The sequence below is a fragment of the Novosphingobium sp. NDB2Meth1 genome (assembly GCF_900117425.1).
Taxonomy (GTDB): Bacteria; Pseudomonadota; Alphaproteobacteria; order Sphingomonadales; family Sphingomonadaceae; genus Novosphingobium.
The window spans coordinates 104252-120941 of record NZ_FPEH01000015.1 but is presented as its reverse complement, the minus strand read 5'-3'; the positions used below and the strand labels follow the sequence as shown (position 1 = coordinate 120941).

Sequence of the window (16690 nt, the reverse complement as noted above, 5' to 3'; positions counted from 1 at the left end):
GCTACTTCCCTGCCGCGCGCGGCAGCCGCAGCACCGCAAGCAGCCCGCCCAGATCTTCGCTCTCACCCAGCGTGATCGAGCCGCCATAGAGCTCCGCCACATCGCGCACGATGGCGAGCCCCAGACCCGTTCCCGGCTTGCCCGTATCCAGCCGCGCGCCGCGCGCGAAGAGCTTGTCCTTTGCTTCGGCCGGAATGCCCATCCCGTCATCCTCGATCCAGATCTCACAATGCCTGGGATCATCCGGCACCGCATCGATCGTCACAAAGACCGAGCCGCCGCCATATTTCGCCGCGTTTTCGATCAGGTTGCCGAGGATCTCGTCGAGGTCCTGCCGCTCGATCGCGACGCTCGCCTCGCGGTTGCCATCCATATCGAAGCGCACATGCGGATAGAGCCGCACCACCGCGCGCTCGACCGCCTCGGCGCTTTCACCCACGCTGGCGCGCGCCAGCCCCGTCGCGCGGCGCCCAACAGCACGCGCCCGCGCAAGGTGGTGGTCGACCTGCCGCCGCATCACCGCCGCCTCGCGGATCACCGTGTCCGAGAGGTCATCGGCCTTGGCCGTCGCCGCGTTCATCACCACAGTCAGCGGGGTCTTGAGCGCATGGGCGAGGTTGCCGGCATGGGTGCGCGCTTCCTCGGCCTGCCGCTCGGAATGTTCGAGCAGGCCGTTGATTTCCTCCACCAGCGGCTGGACTTCCAGCGGCAGCGGTTCGTCCACCCGCCGCGCCTGCCCTTCGCGCATGTCGGCAATCGCGCGGCGCACGCGGCGCAGCGGGCCGAGGCCGTAGTAGGTCTGCATCGCCGCCATCGCGATCAGGCCCAGCCCCAGCACCACGAACGACCAGATCAGGATCGCCCGGATGCGCCGGATCTGCGCGTCGAGATCGCTGCGGCTGGCAGCCACCGCAAACTGCCACTTGATCGGGCTCCCCGGCAGGATCACCGAACGCTCGATGATCCGCAGCCGTTCCTCGCCGAACTGCTCGCTGTCATAGACGTGCGGATTGCCGTCGAAGTGGTCGCCTTTCAGCTTCAGCGTGCGGTCCCACAGCGAGCGCGAGGGGAAGTCCTCATGCCCCTTGCCGCTGATCTGCCAGTAGAGCCCGCTGTTCGGCTCCAGAAACCGCTGGTCCCCCAAAGCGCGGTTGAAGAACACTTCGCCGTCCGGCCCTAGCTCTGCCGAACCGACCATGGCGGTCAGCATATAGCCCAGCTGATCGTCGAAGTTGCGCGTGGCGAGGCCGGTCATCGTCCGATCGAGCGCCAGACCACCGCCCAGCAACAGCACCGAAATCCACGCCACCGCAATCAGCAGCATGCGCCGCGAGAGCGAGCCTGTATGCGGCGCAGTCGAGCGCGGCGCCTCGGCCTGCACGGCGGCAGTATCTTCCCCGGGGGCAATCACGCTGTGCTCCACGCCGTGCGCCCCCGGCCGGATCAGCCGCGCCCGCCTTGCGCGGGATCGTCGAGGCTGTAGCCGAGCCCGCGGATCGTGGTGATCACATCAGGACCCAGCTTCTTGCGGATGCGCGTGACGAACACTTCGATCGTGTTGGAATCGCGGTCGAAATCCTGATCGTAGATATGTTCGATCAGTTCGGTGCGGCTCACCACCTTGCCCTTGTGGTGGAGCAGGTACGAGAGCAACTTGTATTCCTGCGCGGTCAGCTTCACTGGCTCGCCGTCCAGCGTCACCCGGCCCGAACGCGTATCGAGCCGCACGCCGCCCGCGATCAGTTCGGACGAGGAATTGCCCGAAGCGCGGCGGATCAGCGCGCGCAGGCGGGCGATCAGTTCCTCGCTCTGGAAGGGCTTGGCAAGATAGTCATCCGCCCCCGCATCGAGGCCCGCCACCTTGTCGGACCAGCTGTCACGCGCGGTCAGCACCAGCACCGGGAACTTGCGCCCCTCCTTGCGCCACATGCCAAGCACGGTCAGCCCGTCGATCTCCGGCAAGCCCAGATCGAGGATCACCGCGTCGTAGTCCTCGGTGGAGCCCATGAAGTGCCCATCCTCGCCGTCGACCGAAAGATCGACGGCATAGCCATTGGCTTCGAGCGTGGACTTGAGCTGCTTGCCGAGGGTGGGTTCGTCCTCGACGATCAGAATGCGCATCGCTTGCCCCTTGCTGCGCCCGCTGCGGGCGGGACCACTATTCGCCCCAAGTGATGGAGCGGCAAACCTGAACGGTCAAGGAACGGGCCGTTCTGCTTCGCGCAAGACTGGGGGAATCAGTGCGATTCGCCCAGTATCTGGCCGGTGCGCGCGTCCACATCGACGAATACGACCCGTCCGTCCTGAATGAACTTGAGGCGGTAGGCCATCGCGGTCGGATCGTATTCAGGCCCGAGGTACTGCATGCCGCGCTTCATCGGCAGCACGCGCGCCTCGATCTCGCGCAGCGAGCGCACGCTGCCATTGCGCAGATCGAGCCGTGCCTCGCGCTGCTCGTCGGCACGGCGCTGCTGCGCGTCCGCTGCTGGGGCAAATGAAACCAGAAGGCCAAGGGCGAAAAGTGTGGAAGTCCAACGCATGATGCGAAGCGCCATAGCCTGAGGCCTTTGAATAGCTTGTGAACGCGCGGTGCGAGGTCCCCACCCCATGACCGCTTCCCTGTTGCGCTGTTATGGCAGATCAGGCGCGCCGGTGCCAAGCTCATACTGGACCTCGCCGCGCCTCCCCGCTAAGCGCGCCTCCATCATGGCAGCAGCACCGATCCTCAGCTGGGAAGGCCTCGGCCTCAACCAGGGCACCAGCTGGCTGTTCAAGGACCTCGATCTCCAGATCGGCCCGCGCGACCGGCTCGCGCTCATTGGCCGCAATGGCGCGGGCAAGACGACCCTGCTCAAGCTGATCGCGGGCCTCATCGATGCTGACAAAGGCACCCGCTCGGTCCAGCCGGGCACGCGCGTCGTCACGCTGGAGCAGGACCCGTTCTTCACCGGCTACGACACGCTGATGGACTTCGCCCTTTCGGGCAAGGACGCCCCGCCGCGCCACGAAGTCGAATCCATCGCCGGCCAGCTCGGCATCGACTTGTCGCGCAAGGCCGACAGCGCCTCGGGCGGTGAACGCCGCCGCGCCGCGCTTGCACGCGCGCTTGCCAGCGAACCCGACCTCCTGCTGCTCGACGAGCCGACCAACCACCTCGATCTCGCCGCGATCGAATGGCTCGAAGGCTGGCTGCAGCGTTACACCGGCGCCTTCGTCGTCATCAGCCACGACCGCACCTTCCTCGAACGCCTGACCAAGGCGACGCTGTGGCTCGACCGCGGCGCGATCCGCCGCCGCGAGATCGGCTTCGGCGGCTACGAAGCGTGGATGGAAGCGGTCTACGCCGAGGAAGCCCGCGCGGCTGACAAGCTCGACGCGAAGCTCAAGATCGAGGCCCACTGGCTCGAACGCGGGGTCACCGCGCGGCGCAAGCGCAACATGGGCCGCCTCGAAAAGCTCTGGGAGATGCGCGCCACCCGCGCTGCGATGCTCAGCCCGCAAGGCGCGGCCAAGCTCACCCTCGCCAGCGACGATGCCAAGAGCAAGGCGGTGATCGTCGCTGACAAGATCACCAAGCGCTTCGACGAACGGGTGATCGTCAAGGACTTCTCCCTGCGCATCACCCGCAAGGACCGCATCGGCCTCGTCGGCGCGAACGGCGCGGGGAAAACCACGCTCCTGAAGCTCCTCACCGGCGAACTGGAGCCGGACAGCGGCACCGTTACGCTGGCCAAAACGCTCACCCCCGTCATCATCGACCAGCAGCGCAGCCTGATGTCCCCCGAAAAGCGCATCCGCGATGTGGTCGCCGAAGGCAGTGACTGGATCGACGTACAAGGCGTGCGCAAGCACATCCACGGCTACCTCAAGGACTTCCTGTTCGATCCCGGCATGGTCGAAGCGCGCGTCGGCACGCTCTCCGGCGGCGAACGCTCGCGGCTCCTGCTCGCACGCGAATTCGCCCGCCCCTCAAGCCTCCTCGTGCTCGACGAGCCGACCAACGACCTCGATCTCGAAACGCTCGACCTCCTGCAGGAAGTGATTTCGGACTACGACGGCACCGTCCTCATCGTCAGCCACGACCGCGATTTCCTCGATCGCACCGTCACGATCACGCTTGGCATGGACGGCTCGGGCAAGGTCGATGTGGTCGCGGGCGGCTATGCCGATTGGGAAAAGCAGCGCAAGGCACGGCTGGCCGGCAAGCCCGTCGCGCGCGAAACGGCGGACAAACCCGCCGCCGCACCGCCCCCGCCTCCGCCGCCCAAGAAGGCCAAGCTGACCTACAAGGACCAGCGCGACTACGAGCTGCTGCCAGACCACATCGCCGAGCTGGAAAAAGCCATCGCCCGCGACGAAGCCGCGCTGGCGGACCCCGACCTCTACACCAAGAACCCCAACCGCTTCGCTGCCCTCACCGCGTCAATCGACAAGGCTCGCGCGGAGAAGGATGCGGCGGAAGAGCGCTGGCTGGAACTGGCGGAGATGGTGGAGGGGTAACGACGTTGGGTTCGGTCGGGTGGAGAGCAATCGCACCACAAACGGACGCTTAGCGCTTCACCGCCTCATATGTCAGACGAATGCCGTCTATTTGATCAGCCTTCTCGAATACGCGAGATTTGACGGCATACCGGACATGCAGGTGGTCTGGGGCCAACCACTTCACTTCGGCCCAAGGGCCGCCCCATGCACCCGCTGCGGCTGCCCCATGATCATCATCTGCACGGAATGCATTTCCAGCGCTGCTGGGCTGATTTCCGGAAGCAGATACGGAAATCTGTGTCGAGAAGCCAGTGGTCGCCCCGCAGTCACGTTGGAACAATGCAGCGCTGAGTCTTCCATCTGGAGCGATTGCACTTGTGACAAGGGTGTTTGTGCAGGATTCCGAGCATCCGCCAACGAGGAGCAACAGCAGCGCACTGAGGGACGGTCTCATCTGCCTAAGATACTCCTCGGCGATACTGGGTCAACGTCCGCTTTCCACCAATCCCAGCCATCATGGCTCATCAAATCGCCACCTAAAACCCAACGTCGCCCCGTGCTTGACACGGGGCTTGGCTACTTACCAGCGTTGCCCAGCGGCCTGCCTCCTGCCGGGTACCACTGGTCCCAAAGGTCGAGCCAAGCGGGATTGTCTGCCTCGATCAGCGCGAATTTCCATTCCCGGCGCCATTTTTTGACGAGCTTTTCCCGTGCGATGGCTGGTTCGATTTCCTCGTGCCGTTCGGCGTAGACGAGCCTGGTCTTGTCGAAATCCTTTACGTGGATCGAGCCAAGCCCCTCGCGGTGCTGCCAAACCCGCCGGATCAAATCGTACGTGACGCCGACATACGTCCCGCCGCGGTAGCGGTTCGCCATGATGTAGACCCAGCCGCCTTTTTCCATCGCTTCCTCATGCCAAACGCGAGGCTGCGAGGGAAGCCAAGCCCCGTGTCAAGCACGGGGCGACGGTCGGTTTTAGATGGCGAATTGATGCGCCATGATGGCTGAAAGTGGGTGGGTTCCGGACATTCCTGCAATCACCTTCTCCGTCGCCCCGTGCTTGACACGGGGCTTGGCTACCTTTGGGCCTCACCGCCCGGCACGGCGCCCGCCGGGTGCTACTGGCCCCAGACACCAGCCCCTCACCCCGCCGCCAACCGCTCCGCCGTCCGCTCCTCGATGCGCTTTTCCAGCATGAACAGCGGCATCGTGCCTTCCTCCAGTATCCCGTGGAACCACGGCAGGCTGAACTTGTCGCCCAGCGCCGCCTGCGCCTTGGCCCGCGCGCCGACCCATGCAGTGTGGCCGATCTTGTAGCTGCACGCCTGCCCGATCAGCACGCAATAGCGCTCCACCTCGCGCTGGCTGCGCGGCTGCGCGAAGCCCGTCGTCGCCACCATGTAGGCCGTCGCCTTCTCGCGGCTCCAGCGGTAGTGGTGGATGCCGGTATCGACCACCAGCCGCGCCGCGCGGAAGAGGAACGATTGGAGATACCCGGCGCGCTCGAGCGGCGAATAGCCGCCTAGTTCATCCGCCAGTTGCTCGGCATAGAGCGCCCAGCCCTCGCCATGCGCCGAGAGGAAATAATCCTTGAGGTACAAGGGCAGCGCACCGCCCTTCTGCGCATACCCACCCTGCAGGTGGTGCCCCGGAATGCCCTCGTGATAGGTCAGCGAAGGCAGCGAATAGCGCGGCCAGTCGCCAACCGACTTCAAGTTGATCCAATAGATCGCCGGGCGCGAGCCATCGAGGCTGGCGCTGTAGTAATAGCCGTTCGAAGCCCCGTCCTGAATCTCCACCGGCACGCGGCGGATTTCCAGCGGCTCGCTCGGATAGTTCGCAAAGGCCTGCGGCAGCTTCTTCGCCATCGCCGCGATCCCGGCATTGAGCGAAGCAATCAGGTCGCTGCGCCCCGCATCGCTATCGGGATAAAGCTGATCCGGCGCATGGTTGAGCGCGGTCAGCCGCTCGCCCACGCTGCCCTTGGTATAGCCCGCCGCCTTGAGGGTCGCATCGAGCTTGGCCGTAATGTCGGCCACTTGCTCAAGCCCGATCTTGTGGACTTCCTCCGGGCTTAGTTTGGTCGTCGTCGCCTCGGCCAGCGCCGCGGCATAAATCGCATCGCCGCCTTTCACGCGCCATGCGCCATCGCCCGCCGGGGTCTTCAGCCGCAGCGCCTTGATCAGCGCGATCTGCCGGTCGAGCGCGGGATAGACCATGTCCTTCACGATCTTCGCCGCCTGCCCGGCCCAGTCACCGGGAATGCCCTTGGCCGTCGTCCGCCGCGACAGCGAGAGCACCAGCGAACTTGCCTCGGGCGCCGGCGAACGCAGCTTGGCCAGTTGCCCCAGCGCCAGTTCAAGCGACCAGCGCGGCGCGATCAGCCCGCGCGCCGCCAGCCGCTTCTGCCCGGCGCTGTCCTCATCGAGCGCAAAGGCAAACGCCTTGAGCCGCGCCAGATAGGCCTCTGCATCCGCCGCGGTCTCCACCGGATGCTGGCTGTCGAGCATGTCAGGGACATCGAAATAGACGCCCTGCTGCTGCGTGATCGGATAGGGCTGCTGTACGCCGTCAATCCCGAAGGGCACGCCCGCCAGCCGCCGCTCGAACATATAGGCCAGAATCTCGCGCTGCCGCCGCACCGCGGGGCTGAGCGAAGCGGGATCAACGCCCCTCATCGCCGCTAGCCCTGCCCGGTCGAACGCTTCTCCCGCCGCGCGGCCCGCCTCGCTCTTGTCATCAAGCCGCGAACGCAGCGCGGCCCGAACACCCGTATCGAGTCCCAAGCCGGTGGCATGCTGCGGCGTCAGCAGCAGGTTGTCGTAAAACAGCTTGTCCGCCAGCGCAGCAAAGGCCGCGTCACCCGGAGCCGCAGCACCTGCTGCAAACGCCCTCGGCGGAAGCCAAGCGGCCAGCGTTGCCGTTGCTGCACCGGCCAGAAATTCGCGTCTTTCCATGGATTAGGCTCCCGTATCGGCTCATCCGATCGCTCGCACATCCCCCACGAGAGAGACAAGGTACAAGTCCTGCCGTTCTGGGGAAATCCTCATAACATGCCGTAGAACCCCGCCACCCGGTCCAGCGCCAGCTCCAGCACCAGCTTGCCGCTGCGCGCCGGCCACGCGAGCGCCTTCTCGGCCGCCGGGACGCCCTCGCCCGCGCAGACCACGCGCCAGAGGATATCCGCCAGCCCCGGCCCAGCCGCAGCAATCGCGCCATCGAAGCGCCGCTTTGCAGCAAGCTGTCGTTCGCCCGGCGTCAGGCCCCGCTCGCCCCCGGCGATGCGCACCGGATCCCAGCGCATCGTGACCGACGGCGCCAGGTCCGCCCGCTCCCAGTCCGCGCGAAGCCGTTCGCCCGCAGCAAACTGGCGGTCATTCAGATGCCCGCGCGCATGGAGCCACGACAGCGGCGATTCGGCGAGATTGACCTTGACGCTGCGCACCGCAGCGCCTTTGGCACCGGGACGCACCCCATCCACCCGCCGCGGCCCTTCCTCGGTCAGTTCACGCTCCACCAGAAACTGCGCCATGGCACTCTCCCCAAGAAACAAATCAGGAACAAGCGTGTTATTGCCGGAGAGTCGTTGCTGTAGGAAAGCACAAAACTTGCCGCAGCGCACAAAAGCTGTAAAAGTACGCATGAGGCCTCTGAAAGTGCCCCCAAGATGATCAACCGCATCCGCGATATCCGCCGTCAAAAGGGCCTGACCTTGGCCGATGTCGCCGCGCGCTGTGCGCCGCCGACAACAGCTCAAACCATCGGCCGTCTCGAGACGGGCATGCGCTCGCTCTCGCTCGGCTGGATGAACCGCATCGCCGCCGCGCTCGATGTCGATCCGCAATTGCTGGTGAAGGCAGAGGTTGACAGCGAGCCGCAGATCATCGCCCGCCTCGCCGCAACCGGTGCGGAAGCGCTCAGCAAGCCGATGTCCGCCGTCTTTCCGGTCGGCCCCGGATCTGCGCAGCTGGTGGTCATGACGGTCGAAGCGAGTGCCGGGGAGTACCGCGCTGGCGATCAGGTCTGGCTGCGGCAAGTCGGCCCGGATGATTTCGCCCGCGCGCTCAACCGCGATGTGCTCGCGCCCCGCCCCGGCGGCCGCTTCGCTTTCGGCCGCATGATCGACCGCGACGGCGACCGCGTCGCACTACTCCCCCCCGGCGTCGGCCAGCGGCAAGTGGTGATCGATCACCCCGCCTGGATCGGCGTGGCCGAGCTGCTCGTCCGCTCGCTCTGAACTTCGCGCATTGCCGGTGAAGCGCCGCCTGTTGTCGATTTCGACGCTCTATCCCGCGCCCGGTCGCACGGGTTTCGGCCGCTTCGTGGCGCGCCAGATGGAAACGCTCGCAGCACGCGGGGATTGGGACGTCACTATCATCAACCCCATCGGCCTGCCGCCCGCACCCTTCAGCGCGATGGGCCGCTACAAGCCGCTCGCCGCGGTCCCGCCGGTCGAGGCAAGCGGACCGGTTACCGTTCATCATCCCCGTTTTCTGCTGATCCCCGGCCTTTCGGGTCGCTTCAATCCTTGGGCCATCACCCGCGCGGTCCTGCCACTCGCGCGCCGGCTTCACGCAGAAACCGCGTTCGACCTCGTCGATGCGCAATTCTTCTATCCCGATGGCCCCGCCGCCGCCGCAGTCGCCGCAGCACTGGGCCTCCCCCACGCGATCAAGGCGCGCGGTTCGGACATCCACCTCTGGGGCGAGCGCCCGCCCGCCCTCACCCAGATGCGCCGCGCTGCCCGCAGCGCCGCCGCCGTTCTTTCGGTATCAGGCGCGCTTGCGCGCGATATGCAAACGCTTGGCCTCGAACCGCCCGGCGGCATCACCGTCCACTACACCGGCCTCGACCACGCGCGCTTCCAGCCGCTGCCCCGAGCCGAAGCCCGTGCGCGGCTGGCTGATCAGCTTCCCGGCCTCGCGCTGCGGCCCAACGACCGCCTTGCCGTCTGCGTCGGCGCGCTGATCGCGATCAAGGGCCAGGCCCTCGCCATCGAAGCACTCACCAGCCTGCCGGGCGATATCCACCTCGCGCTCGCGGGTACCGGCGCCGACGAAGCCGCACTGCGCGCCCACGCCGCCGCGCATGGTGTCGCCACCCGCGTGCATTTCCTCGGCAACGTCAGCCACGATGTCCTGCCGGTGCTGCTCGCCGCCGCCGATGTCATGGTCCTGCCTTCGGAACGCGAAGGCCTTGCGAACGCGTGGATCGAGGCACTGGCTTGCGGCGCGCCATTGGTCATCCCGCCCGTCGGCGGCGCCCCCGAAGTGGTAGACCGCCTCGCCGCCGGCCGACTTGCCGAACGCACTCCGGTCGCCATAGCTGCCGCCATAACCGACCTGCTGGCAGCCCCGCCGGCCCAGACCGAAACCGCCGCCACCGCGGCCCGCTTCAGCTGGGATGCGAATGCCGCAGCGCTTGCTGCGATCTACGAGAAGGCTGCTTCAGGAAGCTGACGCCCCGCGAAGTGCTTCGACAGGCTCAGCACGAGCGGTGCAGGTAGAGGAAAACACCCCCAACCCCCGCTCATCCTGAGCTTGTCGAAGGATGTCCGCACGAGGGTCGAGCTCAAGCCCCCTCGCGCGCCAGCCGCTCCTGCTTGTCGAGCGCGCTCTCGGTCGGCACGAAGCTCTTGGAGGTGACCTTCAGCCAGATCAGGATCGGCGCGGCCATGTAGATCGAGCTGTAGGTCCCGACGAAAATGCCCAGCGTGATTGCCGCGGTGAAGCCAAAGATCACCCCCGGCCCCAGCAGCAGCAGCGCCGTCAGCGTGATCAGCATCGAAAGCGAGGTCGCCAAGGTGCGGTGCAGCGTTTCGTTGACCGAAAGATCGAGCAGTTCCGGCATCGGCATCTTGCGATACTTCTTCAGGTTCTCGCGGATGCGGTCGTAGACGACGATGGTATCGTTGAGCGAGTAACCGATCAGCGTCAGCAGGGCCGCGACAATCGTGAGGTCGAACTCGATCTGCGTAACCGCGAACATGCCGAGCGTCAGCGTCACGTCGTGGACGAGGCTGAACAATGCGCCCACGCCGAACTGCCATTCGAACCGCAGCCAGATATAGGCCGCCACCGCCAGCGCCGCGAGGCCGAGCGAGAGCACGGCGCTGTGCCACAGCTCGCCCGAAACCTTGCCCGAAACCGAATCCACACCGTCGACGCGCGCATCGGCATGCTTGGCCTTGATATCCGCCGTGATCGTGCGCGCCATCTTGTCCGATAGGCCGCTGTCGTGGTCCGCGCCTTCGGGCAGCTTCATGCGGATCGAGATTTCGTTGGGCTTGCCGTACCGCTGGATGATCGGCTCGCCGTAACCAAGCGCCTCGATCTCGCTGCGCAGCGGCGCAACGGGGGCTTCCGCGCTCTGGGTGAAGGTCACGCGGATCATCTGGCCGCCGATGAAATCGACGCCGAGGTTGAGCCCCTTGGTGAACACGAGGCCAAGGCTCGCCGCCATCAGCAGCAGGCTGATCACGTAGAACGGACCGCGCCAGCGCAGGAACTTGATGTTGGTGTTGTCGGGAACAAGCTTGAGGAGCTTCATGGCGGCTGGTTCCTTAGAGCGCGATTTCGGTGGGCCGCGCCTTGCGCAGCCACTGGGCGACCCACATGCGGGTCATGGTCACCGCGGTGAACACCGAGGTCGCGATACCGATGAGGAGCACGATGGCGAAGCCGCGCACAGGGCCGGTGCCGAACGCCGCCATCGAAACCGCCGCGATCACGTTGGTGATGTTGGCATCGAAGATCGCGCGGCTGGCTTCCTTGTAGCCCATCTCGACCGCCTGGAACACGCGTCGGCCGCGGTGCCGCTCTTCGCGGATGCGTTCGTTGATCAGGACGTTGGCGTCCACCGCCGCGCCGATCGTGAGCACGAAGCCGGCAATGCCTGGCAGGGTCAGCGTGGTGCCGATCAGCGCCATGATGCCAAGGATCATCAGCACGTTGAACACCAGCGCGATGCAGGCATACATCCCGAACCGGCCATAGACCGCGAGGATGAAGGCGACGAGCGCCAGCGTGCCGACCGCCATCGCGATCATGCCCTTGCGGATCGAGTCTGCGCCAAGGTCCGGCCCGACGGTGCGCTCCTCGACAACCTTGAGGTCCACCGGCAGCGCACCCGACCGCAGCGAAATCGCAAGGTTGCTAGCCGCCTGCGTGGTGAAGTTGCCCGAGATGACCGCGCTGCCGCCAAGGATCGGCTCGTTGATATTCGGCGCAGACAGCACCTTGCCATCGAGGATGATCGCGAAAGGCTTGTTGACGTTCTGCGTCGTCAGCTTGGCAAAGCGCGCACCGCCTTCGGTGTTGAAGGTGATCGCCACCTGCGGTTCGTTGGTCTGCTGGTTGTTGGTGACCTGCGCGTTGGTCAGCTGATCGCCGCGAATACCGCCGAGCCGCTTGACCGCGATCGAGCCGACCGGCGCGCCGTCCTTGCCCGCCGCATAAGGCACGATCTCGCTGCCGGGAGGCGCCACGCCGCGCTGGATATCGCTCTGCAGAGCAGTCGTATCGACCAGCTTGAACTCGAGCTTGGCGGTCTGGCCCAGCAGGTTCTTGAGCGCCTGCGGGTCCTGCAGGCCCGGCACCTGCACCACGATGCGATTGGGGCCCGAACGAATGATCGTCGGCTCGCGCGTGCCGAGCGCGTCGATGCGCTTGCGCACCACTTCCACGGCAGTTTCCATCGCCTGCGCAACGGCCAGATCGATGCCTTCAGGCGTCGGCGTCAGCACGAAGCGGTTGCCGTCGATCACGTTGATCGTCCAGTCGCGCGCGCCGGTCAGCCCCGCGCCATTGGTCAGCGGCAGGATCGCCTCACGCACCGCGTCGACCTTGCTCGGGTCCTCGACGAGGAACGTCAGCGCGCCATCGCGGTTGGAAATGTCGCTGATGCGGATATCCGGATTGGCCTGCTTGAGCTTGTTGCGCACCGACTCGTCCATGCCCTCGATGCGCTGCTGGCGCACCTGGCTGGGATCGGCTTCGAGCAGGATGTGGCTGCCGCCTGCAAGGTCGAGCCCGAGATTGACCTTGGGCGCATAGATGCCGGCGGGGAGCGCGAGGCCCATGGTGGCGGTAATCGAGGGGATGGCGGCGGCGGCGGCCACCAGCGTGATCACCCAGAGCCAGATCGCCTTCAAGCGCGAGAATTCAAGCATCGAAAGAAGTCTTCCTGAAGGGGGCCACACGCGTCCGCCAAGATGGGAACGCGGGCCGCAGCATCAATCGTTCGCAGGCGCCGAACCGGCAGGCGGCAGCACATCGCCGAGCGTCGCGCGCACCGCACGGACGCGCACATTGGGGCCGAGCTCGAGATCGACGGTCTGGTCCTCGACCTTGATCACCTTGCCGATGAGGCCGCCGGCGGTCACCACCTGGTCGCCCTTCTTGAGCGCCGCGATCTTCTCTTGCTGCTGCTTCTGACGGCGCATCTGCGGGCGCAGGATCAGGAAGTAGAAGATGCCCGCCATCGCGATCAGCGGCAGGAACTGCAGGTAAGCCGGCGGCTCGGCCGGAGCGGCAGCAGGGGCAGCGGCGGCAAGGAGGGAAAGCAGGGCAGGACCAGTCATGGCGGACACGGAAACTTTCGCTAAGAGCAGGTCTGGCGCAGGCGGCCAGCAATCGCAGGCGCGCTAGCAGTTTGGCATGGGTTAGGCAACTTTGCGCGGGCCATCTGCAATCAGCGATCAAGAAGCCTTGCGCTCCCGCCACGCCCTGCCTATAGGCGCGCCTTCCGGTCGGGACGTAGCGCAGCCTGGTAGCGCATCACACTGGGGGTGTGGGGGTCGGAGGTTCGAATCCTCTCGTCCCGACCAAAATAACGAATATTTTCAATGGCTTACGCGGGTGTCGAAAGCTGCCCACCCCCGCATGTGCGTCAATTTCTAGCGCATTTATAGCCTACGTGAAAACGTTGAACCTTCCGATTCAGCCCGAACCAAACCCCACTAGTTAGGTTACAAGCCCAACGCTGCCTCGATCGCTTTTTGCGCAACAGGCATTCCGACATTGGTTGCCACTTTCAACGACCATTCGCCTGCCTTTTTCAGGAGGGTTAGCAGGGTTTGCCGATCCCCCTTGCGCGCGGCATCCTCGGCCTCACCGACAGCAACAACAGCACGGTCTTCTTCGACCGTCTTCGCTCTCTCCTTGAGAAATACTCTCAATTTAGCGAGATCATCCGCAATCTCGGTTAAGCTATTTTCGAGACTGTAATTCGACGAAGTCTGATGATTGTCGCGTATTTCGTTGGAATCTCCCTGGACAACAGTTCCAATTGCAGCATTGCCGCCATTTATATTTATAGAAATACCCTTATTCATGTCCTTTACCTTTACCGACGCCGCCACCAATTTTGTTAAAAGCACCTTGGACAACATTCCCAAAGTTGGCGCTTCCTCCAGAAACGTTTATATTGAGAACGCTTCCAACTTGAGATTTAAGGTCGGAGACGTCCAAGCCATACGATTCGAGTGTATCGACAAGTGCATAGAATGCAACAAACTGCATCTTTCTTGAAAATGACAGCATATCCAAACCATTATAAAATCCAAGATCTGTTGATCTTATCCAATTGAGAGGCTTTAATTTTCCAGTTATGTATGGAACAATTAGAAATGGTAGTGTAATTGGACTATATAAAATTGACCAAAATTTCTTATTTGGATCATACACGCCTCTCGCCATAATCCACCAGCGCAAGCCTTGAACGTCACCCACCCGCGAGGAATACATGACAAATGTAACAACAGCACCACGGCTAGTTTTAATTCCATCTGTGCAAAAAAAACTGCGCAATTCTGGCTGAGACAAATCAGAGTCTTTATCAACAACATCAATTTTTTTCAAACTATGCTTCACCAGATCAGAATTTAAACTTGCACCAATCCGCGATATTGCCGCCTCTGAAACCAAATCTTTCGATTTAAAGACATGAAAAAAAGACGACCACTCAACGCCAAAGGCGTCAAGGCCATAATAGCGCTTAAATTCGAAGGTAGAGCTATTTTCCTTAGCATGAGCCCCTTCAATCATAGCGTGAATAGCATACATACACCCGCCAATGTACGCCAATGCCAAGATAGCGCCTATGCCAGATAGAAAAGCCAAACCAACAATCATAAATGCTATATACAGGTATATAGCTCCACCGATTATTGCGTTTCTTTTCTTAAAACGAATTGCCAACATACCGCCCCCCGATGCTGCTGAAATTCTCATCTCAGGATTGATGCTATCATGGTCGGGCTGAACTGCTAATAGTGAATCGCATGTCGCCGCGCCATTTCTCATATCCTGTCCCGATGCCACACCCCCGAAACCCCATCATCGTGCCAACGGCGGATGCAGTTCAGCACCAGCGGCATTTCCCGGCTGTCGAACTGACCCGCTTCGATGCCCACCTGCGTCTCGGCGGCGAAGGCATCGAACGAGCCTTAAGCTGCCTCGAAGGGTGAACGAGGGGCGGTGCGAGCCTGTTCGAGCTGCTGGACGCGGGAAAGGAGACAGCGTACTGCCGCTATGTGGTCTGGCCTCCCCGCGCCGTGACGCCAAGAATGCCTGCACCGCTTCTTCATCGCGCTTTGCCAACGACTCCTCGGTATCAATATCCGGTTCGGGCAGCGCTTCGGGCGGATTTGAATCCTCTCGTCCCGACCAAGCTTATCTTTCCTTCGAAAACAGCCTAGCAAACTGCTTCCGCAGCTCGGCTTTCAGCACCTTGCCCATCGCATTGCGTGGGAATTCGGGCACGATGCGGATCGCTTTGGGCTGCTTGAAGCGCGCCAGCTTCTCCCGCGCCACGGCTTCGATCGCCGCCGGATCGAGATCATCCCGCGCCGCCGTCACCACGGCGACGACGCCCTCGCCGAAATCGGGATGGGGCACGCCGATGATCGCCACGTCTGCCACGCCTTCGACTTCGGCCAGCACCATCTCGACCTCGGCCGGATAGATATTGAACCCGCCCGAAATGATCAGGTCCTTCGAGCGCCCCGCGATGGTGACGCGCCCAGTCTCGTCCTTGAACCCGGTATCCCCCGTCACGAAGAACCCGTCCGGTCCGATCGCTTCCGCTGTCGCCTCGGGCCGCCGCCAGTATCCGGCACACAAGTTGGGTCCGCGAATCTCGATCTCGCCCACCTCGCCGGCGGGCAGTTCGACGCGGGGTTCACCGCCGACAACGCGCAGTTCCACGCCCGGCAGCGGAAAGCCCACAGTCCCCGGAATACGGCCTTCCGGCGCATAGGGATTGGAGGTGATCATCGCCGCCTCGGTCATGCCGTAGCGTTCCAGAATGCGGTGTCCGGTGCGCGCCTCGATCTCGGCAAAGACGGATGGCAGCAGCGGCGCCGAACCGCAGATCATCAAGCGGATGGCCCGCACCGCCTCACGCCCGAAGTCCGCCCGCTCCAGCAGCCGGGTGTAGAAGGTCGGCACACCCATGAAGACGCTGACTGTGGGCAGAAGGGCGACCACCCTGGCCGCCTCGAACTTGCCCAGCAGGTGAACCGTCGCGGCGCTGTAGAGCCCCAGATGCAGCGCGACGAACAGCCCGTGCGCATGGAACAACGGCAGGCTGTGCAGGATCGAATCCGCGTGCGAGAACTGCCAGGTCTCGAACAGCGCCGCCACATTCGAAGACAGGTTCCGGTGCATCAGCATCGCGCCCTTCGGCCGCCCCGTCGTGCCCGAAGTGAACAGGATCGCAGCAAGGTCGGTTTCTTCCATGACCTCTACCGCGAGATCAGGCTCCAGCCCCGCGGCCAGCGCCGGGAGCGAGCCAGAGCCATCGGGCTCCAGCGTCATTCGCTTGGGAGTGCCGCCTTCGGGTACTGCCGTCGCTGAGCCATGCACCAGCAGCACCGGCTCGGCATCCTCGATCAGCATGGCCAGTTCGCTTGCGGTATAGGCCGGATTCACCGGCACCGCGATCGCGCCCGAGGCGAGCACGGCCAGATAGGTCAGGGCAAATGCCGGCGAGTTCTCCGCCTTGATCATCACCCTGTCGCCGCGCGAGACACCAAGCCGTGCCAGCGCCGCGCGGTAGCGACCGATGGCCGCGGGCAGCTCGCCAAACGTGCAGACCGTTTCCCCCTGCCACAGCCATGCGGGCTTTGCCTCATGCCCGGCATGGCGGCTGAGGAAGACGGCAACAAGATTGGCATTCATGGCGGCGGCTCCCGGAGATTTCTCGC

Annotated in this window: 15 protein-coding genes and 1 tRNA gene; 4 read left to right on the top strand and 12 right to left on the bottom strand. The window is 63.9% G+C overall.

What is annotated here, in order from left to right; translation table 11 throughout:
* Window position 1 precedes the first annotated feature (1 nt).
* The 3 genes from NDB2M1_RS10120 to NDB2M1_RS10110 all read right to left on the bottom strand — a co-directional run bounded on the left by NDB2M1_RS10120 (window position 2) and on the right by NDB2M1_RS10110 (window position 2540).
* Window positions 2-1324, bottom strand: a complete 1323-nt coding sequence (locus NDB2M1_RS10120; protein ID WP_083554829.1) for a sensor histidine kinase — start codon at window positions 1322-1324, stop codon at window positions 2-4.
* Between the two features lie 119 nt (window positions 1325-1443).
* Window positions 1444-2121: a response regulator transcription factor gene (locus NDB2M1_RS10115; protein WP_054121216.1), complete on the bottom strand. Its 678-nt coding sequence runs from the start codon at window positions 2119-2121 to the stop codon at window positions 1444-1446.
* Window positions 2122-2237: 116 nt separating this feature from the next.
* A complete protein-coding gene (locus NDB2M1_RS10110; RefSeq protein ID WP_143146713.1) occupies window positions 2238-2540 on the bottom strand; it encodes a PepSY domain-containing protein in 303 nt (100 codons plus the stop codon).
* 166 nt (window positions 2541-2706) lie between these two features.
* Between NDB2M1_RS10110 and NDB2M1_RS10105 the strand changes: the two genes are divergently transcribed.
* Window positions 2707-4500 carry an ABC-F family ATP-binding cassette domain-containing protein gene (locus NDB2M1_RS10105; RefSeq protein WP_072381953.1) on the top strand — a complete coding sequence of 598 codons (1794 nt, stop codon included), beginning with the start codon at window positions 2707-2709 and terminating at the stop codon, window positions 4498-4500.
* Window positions 4501-5058: 558 nt separating this feature from the next.
* Here the strand turns inward: NDB2M1_RS10105 and NDB2M1_RS10100 are convergent.
* The 3 genes from NDB2M1_RS10100 to NDB2M1_RS10090 all read right to left on the bottom strand — a co-directional run bounded on the left by NDB2M1_RS10100 (window position 5059) and on the right by NDB2M1_RS10090 (window position 8014).
* A complete protein-coding gene (locus NDB2M1_RS10100; RefSeq protein WP_072381951.1) occupies window positions 5059-5385 on the bottom strand; it encodes a GIY-YIG nuclease family protein in 327 nt (108 codons plus the stop codon).
* 239 nt (window positions 5386-5624) lie between these two features.
* On the bottom strand, window positions 5625-7439 hold the full coding sequence (locus tag NDB2M1_RS10095; protein ID WP_072381949.1) for a DUF885 domain-containing protein: 1815 nt from the start codon (window positions 7437-7439) through the stop codon (window positions 5625-5627).
* Window positions 7440-7528: 89 nt separating this feature from the next.
* The gene (locus tag NDB2M1_RS10090; protein WP_072381947.1) at window positions 7529-8014 is read right to left on the bottom strand and encodes a DUF6456 domain-containing protein; all 486 of its coding nucleotides are present in this window, start codon (window positions 8012-8014) and stop codon (window positions 7529-7531) included.
* Between the two features lie 135 nt (window positions 8015-8149).
* Between NDB2M1_RS10090 and NDB2M1_RS10085 the strand changes: the two genes are divergently transcribed.
* Window positions 8150-8719 carry a helix-turn-helix domain-containing protein gene (locus NDB2M1_RS10085; protein ID WP_054121211.1) on the top strand — a complete coding sequence of 190 codons (570 nt, stop codon included), beginning with the start codon at window positions 8150-8152 and terminating at the stop codon, window positions 8717-8719.
* A gap of 31 nt (window positions 8720-8750) precedes the next feature.
* Complete coding sequence (locus NDB2M1_RS10080; RefSeq protein WP_253185837.1) at window positions 8751-9941, top strand: glycosyltransferase; 1191 nt, start codon at window positions 8751-8753, stop codon at window positions 9939-9941.
* A gap of 112 nt (window positions 9942-10053) precedes the next feature.
* Here NDB2M1_RS10080 and secF read toward each other — a convergent pair whose 3' ends face one another.
* From secF to yajC, 3 genes are all read right to left on the bottom strand, one after another.
* Entirely contained in the window at window positions 10054-11031 is a 978-nt protein-coding gene (gene secF, locus NDB2M1_RS10075) for a protein translocase subunit SecF (RefSeq protein ID WP_054121209.1), read from the bottom strand.
* Window positions 11032-11044: 13 nt separating this feature from the next.
* Window positions 11045-12652 carry a protein translocase subunit SecD gene (gene secD / locus NDB2M1_RS10070; protein WP_072381941.1) on the bottom strand — a complete coding sequence of 536 codons (1608 nt, stop codon included), beginning with the start codon at window positions 12650-12652 and terminating at the stop codon, window positions 11045-11047.
* Between the two features lie 63 nt (window positions 12653-12715).
* Window positions 12716-13063, bottom strand: coding sequence for a preprotein translocase subunit YajC (gene yajC / locus NDB2M1_RS10065; RefSeq protein ID WP_072381939.1), 348 nt, complete (start codon window positions 13061-13063; stop codon window positions 12716-12718).
* Window positions 13064-13232: 169 nt separating this feature from the next.
* On the opposite strand from yajC, the gene NDB2M1_RS10060 reads away from it, so the two are divergent.
* Window positions 13233-13309: transfer RNA gene (locus NDB2M1_RS10060), tRNA-Pro, on the top strand.
* A gap of 141 nt (window positions 13310-13450) precedes the next feature.
* Here NDB2M1_RS10060 and NDB2M1_RS10055 read toward each other — a convergent pair.
* The 3 genes from NDB2M1_RS10055 to NDB2M1_RS10050 form a co-directional block, all read right to left on the bottom strand.
* Window positions 13451-13816, bottom strand: a complete 366-nt coding sequence (locus tag NDB2M1_RS10055) for a hypothetical protein (RefSeq protein ID WP_143146712.1) — start codon at window positions 13814-13816, stop codon at window positions 13451-13453.
* Window positions 13809-14804, bottom strand: coding sequence for a hypothetical protein (locus NDB2M1_RS22020; RefSeq protein WP_143146711.1), 996 nt, complete (start codon window positions 14802-14804; stop codon window positions 13809-13811). The genes NDB2M1_RS10055 and NDB2M1_RS22020 overlap by 8 nt, the downstream gene beginning before the upstream one ends.
* 351 nt (window positions 14805-15155) lie before the next feature.
* Window positions 15156-16664 carry an AMP-binding protein gene (locus tag NDB2M1_RS10050; RefSeq protein WP_072381934.1) on the bottom strand — a complete coding sequence of 503 codons (1509 nt, stop codon included), beginning with the start codon at window positions 16662-16664 and terminating at the stop codon, window positions 15156-15158.
* Between the last annotated feature and the right edge of the window lie 26 nt (window positions 16665-16690).

Excerpts from the sequence above, each read along its gene's own strand:
- NDB2M1_RS10120 (WP_083554829.1), bottom strand. The coding sequence starts at position 1,324 with ATGCTGCTGATTGCGGTGGCGTGGATTTCGGTGCTGTTGCTGGGCGGT.
- NDB2M1_RS10115 (WP_054121216.1), bottom strand. The coding sequence starts at position 2,121 with ATGCGCATTCTGATCGTCGAGGACGAACCCACCCTCGGCAAGCAGCTC.
- NDB2M1_RS10110 (WP_143146713.1), bottom strand. The coding sequence starts at position 2,540 with ATGCGTTGGACTTCCACACTTTTCGCCCTTGGCCTTCTGGTTTCATTT.
- NDB2M1_RS10105 (WP_072381953.1), top strand. The coding sequence starts at position 2,707 with ATGGCAGCAGCACCGATCCTCAGCTGGGAAGGCCTCGGCCTCAACCAG.
- NDB2M1_RS10100 (WP_072381951.1), bottom strand. The coding sequence starts at position 5,385 with ATGGAAAAAGGCGGCTGGGTCTACATCATGGCGAACCGCTACCGCGGC.
- NDB2M1_RS10095 (WP_072381949.1), bottom strand. The coding sequence starts at position 7,439 with ATGGAAAGACGCGAATTTCTGGCCGGTGCAGCAACGGCAACGCTGGCC.
- NDB2M1_RS10090 (WP_072381947.1), bottom strand. The coding sequence starts at position 8,014 with ATGGCGCAGTTTCTGGTGGAGCGTGAACTGACCGAGGAAGGGCCGCGG.
- NDB2M1_RS10085 (WP_054121211.1), top strand. The coding sequence starts at position 8,150 with ATGATCAACCGCATCCGCGATATCCGCCGTCAAAAGGGCCTGACCTTG.
- secF (WP_054121209.1), bottom strand. The coding sequence starts at position 11,031 with ATGAAGCTCCTCAAGCTTGTTCCCGACAACACCAACATCAAGTTCCTG.
- secD (WP_072381941.1), bottom strand. The coding sequence starts at position 12,652 with ATGCTTGAATTCTCGCGCTTGAAGGCGATCTGGCTCTGGGTGATCACG.
- yajC (WP_072381939.1), bottom strand. The coding sequence starts at position 13,063 with ATGACTGGTCCTGCCCTGCTTTCCCTCCTTGCCGCCGCTGCCCCTGCT.
- NDB2M1_RS10055 (WP_143146712.1), bottom strand. The coding sequence starts at position 13,816 with ATGAATAAGGGTATTTCTATAAATATAAATGGCGGCAATGCTGCAATT.
- NDB2M1_RS10050 (WP_072381934.1), bottom strand. The coding sequence starts at position 16,664 with ATGAATGCCAATCTTGTTGCCGTCTTCCTCAGCCGCCATGCCGGGCAT.